This is a genomic window from Pseudonocardia sp. SID8383 (genome assembly GCF_009864975.1).
GTDB classification, from domain to species: domain Bacteria; phylum Actinomycetota; class Actinomycetes; order Mycobacteriales; family Pseudonocardiaceae; genus Pseudonocardia; species Pseudonocardia alni.
The window spans coordinates 1-7110 of the sequence record NZ_WWFY01000178.1 but is presented as its reverse complement, the minus strand read 5'-3'; the positions used below and the strand labels follow the sequence as shown (position 1 = coordinate 7110).

The 7110-nt window shown below is 73.1% G+C and carries 8 protein-coding genes; all 8 read left to right on the top strand.

Going from position 1 to position 7110, the window contains the following annotated elements; translation table 11 throughout:
* On the top strand, window positions 1-635 hold a 635-nt coding region (locus GTW08_RS04395; protein WP_237453532.1), incomplete at its 5' end, for a LuxR C-terminal-related transcriptional regulator.
* A 207-nt stretch (window positions 636-842) separates the two neighbouring features.
* Window positions 843-1295 carry a GlcG/HbpS family heme-binding protein gene (locus GTW08_RS04390; RefSeq protein ID WP_224402122.1) on the top strand — a complete coding sequence of 151 codons (453 nt, stop codon included), beginning with the start codon at window positions 843-845 and terminating at the stop codon, window positions 1293-1295.
* Complete coding sequence (locus tag GTW08_RS04385) at window positions 1292-2152, top strand: MIP/aquaporin family protein (RefSeq protein WP_073574167.1); 861 nt, start codon at window positions 1292-1294, stop codon at window positions 2150-2152. The genes GTW08_RS04390 and GTW08_RS04385 overlap by 4 nt, the downstream gene beginning before the upstream one ends.
* Entirely contained in the window at window positions 2149-2574 is a 426-nt protein-coding gene (locus GTW08_RS04380) for a diol dehydratase small subunit (protein WP_073574166.1), read from the top strand. The genes GTW08_RS04385 and GTW08_RS04380 overlap by 4 nt, the downstream gene beginning before the upstream one ends.
* A gap of 3 nt (window positions 2575-2577) precedes the next feature.
* Window positions 2578-4299 carry a propanediol/glycerol family dehydratase large subunit gene (locus tag GTW08_RS04375; protein ID WP_073574165.1) on the top strand — a complete coding sequence of 574 codons (1722 nt, stop codon included), beginning with the start codon at window positions 2578-2580 and terminating at the stop codon, window positions 4297-4299.
* Entirely contained in the window at window positions 4296-4871 is a 576-nt protein-coding gene (locus tag GTW08_RS04370; protein WP_073574164.1) for a propanediol/glycerol family dehydratase medium subunit, read from the top strand. The genes GTW08_RS04375 and GTW08_RS04370 overlap by 4 nt, the downstream gene beginning before the upstream one ends.
* A gap of 11 nt (window positions 4872-4882) precedes the next feature.
* Window positions 4883-6751 (top strand): diol dehydratase reactivase subunit alpha, encoded by a 1869-nt coding sequence (locus tag GTW08_RS04365; protein ID WP_157818253.1) that lies wholly within the window; start codon window positions 4883-4885, stop codon window positions 6749-6751.
* On the top strand, window positions 6748-7110 hold a 363-nt coding region (locus GTW08_RS04360; RefSeq protein ID WP_161151445.1), incomplete at its 3' end, for a glycerol dehydratase reactivase beta/small subunit family protein. The genes GTW08_RS04365 and GTW08_RS04360, both read left to right, overlap by 4 nt.

Here is a 7110-nt window from a genome sequence, read left to right as displayed (position 1 = left end):
CCGCCGCGCCGCAGCTGCTGCCGGAGCTGCGGGCCGAGCTGGACCGCGCGCTGCGCGCGCTCGGTGCCCGCGGCGGCGTGGTCACCCTGGGTACCGAGCGGGTGCCGGCCCCGGTCGTCGCGACGGGGGTGCACGAGGTCGCGCGGCTGCTGCTCGACAACGCGGTGCTGCACTCCGGTGCGTGCACGCTGCGGGTGGGGCTGGCGTTCGAGACGGGAACGGTCCGTCTGCTCGTCGAGGACGACGGCCGCGGTTTCGACCCCGTCACCGCGTCCCGGTCCGGGCTGGACCGGGTCGAGTCCACCGTGCGCGCCGCCGGCGGCCGGCTGGAGATCGACAGCGTCCCCGGGTGGGGGACGCGCGTGCGGGCCTGCTGGCCCGACCCGCCCACCCCCTGCACAGCGGGTCCGCTCGTCGCGCCGCCCGCCGGCCTGCAGCCGGCCCGCGGCCAGCACACGCTGACCCTGCGGGAGCGGGAGGTCCGCGCACTCGTCGAACAGGGGCTGGCCGACAAGCAGATCGCCACCCGGCTGGCCATCTCGGTCAAGACGGTGGAGAAGCACGTCGGAGCGGTGCTGCGGAAGACCGGTGCCCGCAACCGGACCATGCTCGCGCGTTTCGGCGCGGGCAACTGAGCGAGGGCCGCACGCAGGACGGCGTGGCCGCCGTCGCTGCGGCCGGCCGGGCCACCTGGTCGACGCCGCTTCGGCGACCGGTCCGTCGACCCCTCCGCACCGGCGCCGACTGGGCCGTACGGCCCTCTCCGGAGGGTGTGGGGGTGGGGGTGAGGTAGGGAGAGTCCTCATATCTGCGTGGGTGACCGCGCTCATAGCGTCCTCGTCGTGGCCCGGTACGGACCCGGGCAGCTCGACTCGACGAGGAGTGAGGCCCGGATGCAGCGACTGACCCTCCAGGACGCAGAGAAGGCGCTGGCCGCCGGACTGGCGAAGGCGACCGAGATCGGCCAGCCGATGAACGTGGCGATCGTGGACGACGGCGGTCACCTGCTCGCCTTCGCCCGCCAGGACGGCGCGATCCGCGCGAGCATCGACATCGCCCAGCGCAAGGCGCGCACCTCGATCCTGATGAACCTGCCGACCGCGGCGCTGACCCCGCTGGTGCAGCCCGGTGCCGAGCTCTACGGCCTGGAGCACACCGCCGGTGGCATGGTCATCTTCGGCGGCGGCATCCCGATCCACCGCGACGGTGAGCTCGTCGGCGCGGTCGGGGTCAGCGCCGGCTCGGTGGAGCAGGACGTGACGGTGGCCGAGGCCGCCGTCGCGGCACTCGCGTGAGCCGCGGGGACGCCGGCGAGCTCGCAGCCGAGTTCGCCGGGACCTTCGTCCTGATCCTCATCGGCTGCGGCACCGTCGCCCAGGTCGTGACCTCCGAGGGCGCCAACGGCGACTGGGGCACCCTGGTCTGGGGCTGGGGCGTCGCGGTCACCATGGGCGTCTACATCGCCGGCCGCGTGAGCGGCGCCCACCTCAACCCGGCCGTCACCCTGGCGCTGGCCGTGTTCAAGGGCTTCTCCTGGCGCAAGGTCGTGCCCTACTGGCTGGCCCAGACGGTCGGCGCATTCCTCGCCGCCCTCGTCGTGCGGGCCGTCTACGCCGGCCCGATCGCGGCGGTCGACCCCGGCCACACCGTCGCCACGCAGACCATCTTCTCGACCCTGCCCGGCGAGCACGTCACGATCTTCGCCGCGTTCGGCGACCAGATCGTCGGCACCGCCCTGCTCGTCTTCGTGATCTTCGCGCTGACCAACGCGTTGAACAACCCGCCCGGCGCCAACATGGCGCCCTTCATGATCGGCTTCCTGGTCGTCGGCATCGGCATCGCGTTCGGTGCCAACGCCGGCTACGCGATCAACCCGGCCCGTGACCTGGGCCCCCGACTCGCCTCGTTCGTCACCGGCTACGACACCGCGTTCGTCACCGCCGCCGGTGTCCCGTACTGGTGGCTCCCGATCGTCGCCCCGCTGCTCGGTGGCCTGATCGGAGGCGGCGCCTTCGTCCTGCTGGTCGAGCGCTTCCTCACCCCGGCCGAGCTGGAGGCCGCCGCGACCGGCGAGACCCCCGTCGGCCGCGTCCCGCACCCGGAGGCCCCGGTCGAGCAGCCCGTGGCGTCCCGCCTGGAGGAGACCCGATGACCACCACCCTCGGCCCCACCGACTACCCGCTGTCCGTACAGCGGCCCGACCTGCTCCGCACCCCGACCGGCCGGCCGCTGGCGGAGGTCACCATGGCCGCCGTCGTGTCCGGGGAGATCCGCAACGAGGACCTCCGCATCTCGCCCGAGACCCTGAAGCTCCAGGGCGAGATCTCCGACTCGGTCGGCCGCCGCCAGCTCGCCGAGAACATGCGGCGTGCCGCCGAACTCACCGCCGTCCCCGACGAGGAGGTCCTCGCGATCTACAACGCGCTGCGGCCCCGCGCCTCGTCGGCCGCCCGGCTCGCGGAGATCGCCGACCGGCTGGAGAACGACTACGCCGCCGCCACCTGCGCCGCGCTCGTCCGCGAGGCCGCGCAGGTCTACGCCGCCCGCGACCTGCTCGCCCGCGAAGGAGACTGACCGATGACCAGCACCCTCCCCGAGGCGGGCACCCCGGCGACCGGGGCCCGGACCTCCAAGCGCACGGACATGCTCGAGTCCCGCCCGGTCAACCTCGACGGCTTCGTCGAGGAATGGCCGGAGAAGGGTCTCGTCGCCATGGAGAGCGACTTCGACCCGCAGCCGAGCGTCCGCGTCGAGAACGGCGTGATCGTCGAGATGGACGGGCGCGAGCGCGCCGAGTTCGACTTCATGGACACCTTCATCGCCGACCACGCGATCGACGTCGAGGTCGCCGAGCGGGCCACCGCGATCCCCTCGACCGACATCGCGCGGATGCTCGTCGACCCGGGCGTCACCCGGGCCGACCTGCTCGACATCACCCGCGGCCTCACCCCGGCCAAGCTGCTCGACGTCGTCAAGCTGCTCAACGTCGTCGAGATCATGATGTCGATGCAGAAGATGCGGGCCCGTCGCAGCCCCGCCAACCAGGCGCACTCCACCAGCGCCCGGGACAACCCCATCCAGGTCGCGGCCGACGCCGCCGAGGCCGCGCTGCGCGGCTTCGCCGAGATGGAGACGACCCTCGGCGTCCTGCGCTACGCCCCGCTCGTGGCCATCGGCCTGCAGGTCGGTGCCCAGTCCGGGCGCGGCGGTGTCATCACCCAGTGCGCGCTGGAGGAGGCCACCGAGCTCGACCTGGGCATGCGCGGCATCACCGGCTACGCCGAGACGATCTCGGTCTACGGCACCGAGTCGGTCTTCGTCGACGGCGACGACACCCCGTGGTCGAAGTCGTTCCTCGCCAGCGCCTACGCCTCCCGCGGCATCAAGATGCGCTTCACCTCGGGCACCGGGTCGGAGGTGCAGATGGGCAACGCCGAGGGCCGCTCCATGCTGTTCCTCGAGATCCGCTGCATCCTGATGGCCAAGGGCGCCGGCGTCCAGGGCCTGCAGAACGGCTCGATCAGCTGCATCGGCGTCCCGGGTGCGGTCCCCGGCGGCATCCGGGCCGTCGCCGCCGAGAACCTGGTCTGCAACATGGTCGACCTCGAGTGCGCGGCCGGCAACGACCAGTCGTTCTCGCACTCGGCGATGCGCCGCACCAGCCGGCTCATGCCGCAGCTGCTGTCCGGTCAGGACCTGGTGTGCTCCGGCTTCTCCGGCGTGCCGAACTCGGACAACATGTTCGCCGGGTCGAACCTCGACGTCGAGGACTACGACGACTGGAACACCATCCAGCGCGACCTGCAGATCGACGGCGGCCTGCGCCACGTCCGCGAGCCGGAGATCCTCGCGGTGCGCGAGAAGGCGGCCCGCGCGATGCAGGCCGTGTTCGCGGAGCTGGACCTGCCCCGGATCACCGACGAGGAGATCGAGGCGGCCACCTACGCCAACTCCAGCGCCGACTACCCGCTGCGCGAGGTCCTCGAGGACCTCAAGGGCGCCCAGTCGGTCATGGACCGCGGCATCACCGGTCTCGACCTGGTCAAGATCCTGGAGCGCACCGGCTTCCACGACGTCGCGGAGAACCTGCTGCAGGTCCTGCGCCAGCGCGTGTCCGGCGACCTGCTCCAGACCTCGGCGATCCTCGACGAGAACTTCGTCCCGCAGGCCGCCATCAACGACGCCAACGACTACGCCGGTCCCGGCACCGGCTACCGCCTGACCGGCGACCGGTGGAACGCCCTGAAGAAGCTGCGCCACGTCACCAGCGCCGAGAACCCCGAGGAGGAGGTCTCGTGAGCACCGCTACCGAGAACCCGTTGTCGCTCACCGAGATCGGGCCCGCCGAGCGCGGCACCCGGCCCGACGAGGTCGTCATCGCGGTGTCCCCGGCGTTCGCCGGGTTCTTCACCCGCACGATCGTCGACGTCCCGCACGCCGAGGTGCTGCGCCAGCTCATGGCGGGCATCGAGGAGCAGGGCGTGACGTCGCGGCTGATCCGGGTGTGGGACACCGCCGACCTGGCGGCCATCGCCCACACCGGCGCGAAGCTGTCCGGCTCCGGGATCTGCGTGGGCCTGCTGTCGCGGGGCACCACGATGATCCATCAGAAGGACCTGGCCCGGCTGTCGAACCTGGAGCTGTTCCCGCAGTCCCCGCTGCTCGACGCCGAGGTGTTCCGCGGCATCGGTTCCAACGCCGCGCAGTACGCCAAGGGCGAGTCGCCGCAGCCGGTGCCGACCCGCAACGACCAGATGGCCCGCCCCCGCTGGCAGGCCAAGGCGGCGCTGCTGCACCTCAAGGAGTTCGAGCAGATCCGCACCGGGGTGCGTCCGGTCGAGGTCGCCCTCGGCGCACCGGTCGCAGGCTGAAGGAGACACAGGTGCACGGGACGGACGGCTCGCGGCTGGTCGTGGGCGTGGACATCGGCAACTCGACGACCGAGGCCTGCGTGGCCTCGATCGACGCCGGCGGCCGGGTCACCTACCTCGGGACCGCCCTGACCCGCACCACCGGGGTCAAGGGAACCCCGGACAACACCGACGGCGCGGTGAAGGCGGTCCGCCGGGCCCTGGAAGGGGCCCGGCGCTCCGCCGACGAGCTGGACGAGGTGCTGCTCAACGAGGCGACACCGGTGATCAGCGGTCTCGCCATGGAGACGATCACCGAGACGATCATCACCGAGTCCACGATGATCGGGCACAACCCGGCGACGCCGGGCGGCAGCGGGATCGGGGTCGGCGTCACCGTCGCGATGGAGGACCTCACCGGCCCCGGCCCGGTCCCCGAGGGACCGGTGATCGCCGTCGTCGGGCGCGGGTGGGACTTCGACCGCGTCGCGCGGGTGCTGAACGATGCGCTCGGACGCGGCCTGGAGCTGGTGGCGGCGGTGCTGGCGCAGGACGATGCGGTGCTCGTCGCGAACCGGATCGACGTCTCGATCCCGATCGTCGACGAGGTCGGCGCCGTCGAGCGGGTGCCGCTCGGTATGTCCGCGGCGGTGGAGGTCGCCCTGCCGGGGCGCACCATCCGGACCCTGTCGGACTCCTACGGCCTGGCCACGGTGTTCGAGCTCGACCCCGACCAGACCCGGCAGGTCGCGCCGGTGGCGCGGGCGCTGACCGGGAACCGCTCGGCCGTCGTCGTCCGGACCCCGGCCGGGGACGTGACCGACCGCCGCGTCCCGGTGGGGGAGCTGGTCCTGACCGGGGCCGGCAAGACCCTGCGGGTCGACGTCGACGCCGGCGCCGACGAGATCATGGAGACCCTGGCCCGGGTGCAGCCCCTCGACGACGCGACCGGCCAGCCCGGCACGCACGTCGGCGGGATGCTCGCCCAGGTCCGGGACACGATGACCGACGTGACCGGGCAGCCGGCCGGGGAGATCCGGATCCGCGACGTGCTGGCCATCGACACGTTCGTCCCGCGCGAGGTGCGGGGCGGGCTGGCCGGTGAGGTGTCGCTGGAGAACGCCGTCGCACTCGCCGCGATGGTGCGCACCAGCCGCAGCCGGATGCAGGTCGTCGCCGACCGGGTCGCCGAGACGCTCGGCTGCTCGGCCCGGATCGGCGGCGTCGAGGGCGAGATGGCGGTCCGCGGGGCCCTGACCACCCCGGGCACCGACACACCGATCGCGATCCTCGACATGGGCGGCGGCTCCACCGACGCGGCGCTGCTGCTGCGGGACGGCACATGCTCCGCGGTGCACGTCGCCGGCGCGGGCGAGCTGGTCACCAAGCTGATCGACTCCGAGCTGGCGCTCGACGACCGTGAGACCGCCGAGCAGGTCAAGTGGTTCCCGCTGGCGAAGGTGGAGAGCTTCTTCCACGTCCGCCACGAGGACGGTTCGGTGCAGTTCTTCACCGAGCCGCTGCCCTCGCACGTGTTCGCCCGGGTCGTCGTCATGACCCCGGACGGGCCCGTCCCGGTGACGACGCGGCACTCCATCGACCACGTCGTGCGGGTGCGCCGGGAGGCGAAGCGCCGGGTGTTCGTGGTGAACGCGCTGCGGGCGCTGCGCCAGGTGGCCCCGAGCGGGTCGCTGCGCATGCTCGACTTCGTCGTGCTGCTCGGCGGGTCCGCGCTGGACTTCGAGATCCCGCAGATGATCGCCGACGCGCTCGCCGGGTCGGGCGTGGTCTGCGGTACCGGTAACGTGCACGGCACCGAGGGTCCGCGCAACGCCGTCGCCTCCGGTCTGGTCGACGCGCACGCGAGCTCGCTGGTCGGCAGCGGGGAGCCGGCGGCATGAGCCACCCGGGCCCGGCGTCGGCCCCGGAGCCGCCGTCGGTCGTCGTCGGGCACCACCCGGACATCCCGGACCCGGTGCTGCGCGAGGTGCTGGCCGGCGCCGAGGAGGAGGGCGTCCCGGTCACGACCTGGCCGGATCCGGGGGCCGTCGGGGGTCCCGACGGTGTCGTCGCGCTGGCCCACCGGGCGGCGCAGCGGTCCCGGCTCGACGTCGGCGTCGGGATCGACGCCGACGGCTCCGTGGTCGTGCACCACACCACGCTGCCCGCCGACCGGCCCGCCTTCACCGAAACCGGTCCGGGGCCGTCCATGCCGGCCGGCCCGGAGGGGGCCGGGGACCGGCCGCACGGGCGCCGGGCG